1 pseudogene is annotated in these 666 nt (G+C 37.4%); it reads left to right on the plus strand.

Annotated elements, in window-relative coordinates:
* Positions 1 to 90: 90 nt before the first annotated feature.
* Positions 91 to 666: pseudogene (locus AC1DVB_RS27805) on the plus strand (transposase); the annotation flags it as partial.

Raw genomic sequence — 666 nt, forward strand, 5'->3', positions numbered from 1 at the left:
TCAAACTTTGTCTTACCTTTTAGATAGAACACTTTTGCCTGGAGTCATTTTTGTTTTAAAATAGAAGTATTAAAACTTGAGGTGATGAGGATGCTTTCTAAACATGATTCTATTCAGCGAGATCAACTTGAAATGATTACTTTAGATCAACTGGTGCCACCGAACCATTTGGTTCGTAAAATGGAGGCTGCCATTAACTTCACTTTCATTTATGACTTGGTGAAAGATATGTATTCAGAGGTAGGACGCCCAAGTATTGATCCAGTTATTTTAGTTAAACTGACTTTCATTCAATATACCTTCGGTATTCGTTCCATGCGTAAAACGATTGAAGAAGCGGAAACCAATATGGCTTACCGTTGTTCTTAGGCTGTGGTTTTCATGATAAAGCACCTCCTACTCCACGTTCGGGAAAAATTATGAGCGACGCTTTAAAGCTACAGACCTGTTTGAACAGATTTTCTATCGCATTTTAATGACAGCTGCTAATAAAAAGTTAATAAGTGCTGAACACGTTTTCGTGGATTCCACACATGTGAAAGCCAGTGCGAATAAACGGAAATTTGAAAAGAAAATCGTTCGTAAAGAAACACGAGCGTATCAAGGACGTCTTCAAGAAGAAATCAATCAAGATCGTGAAAACCATGGAAAAAAGCCTTTTCCACC

Source organism: Peribacillus sp. P4_D6 (genome assembly GCF_056401795.1).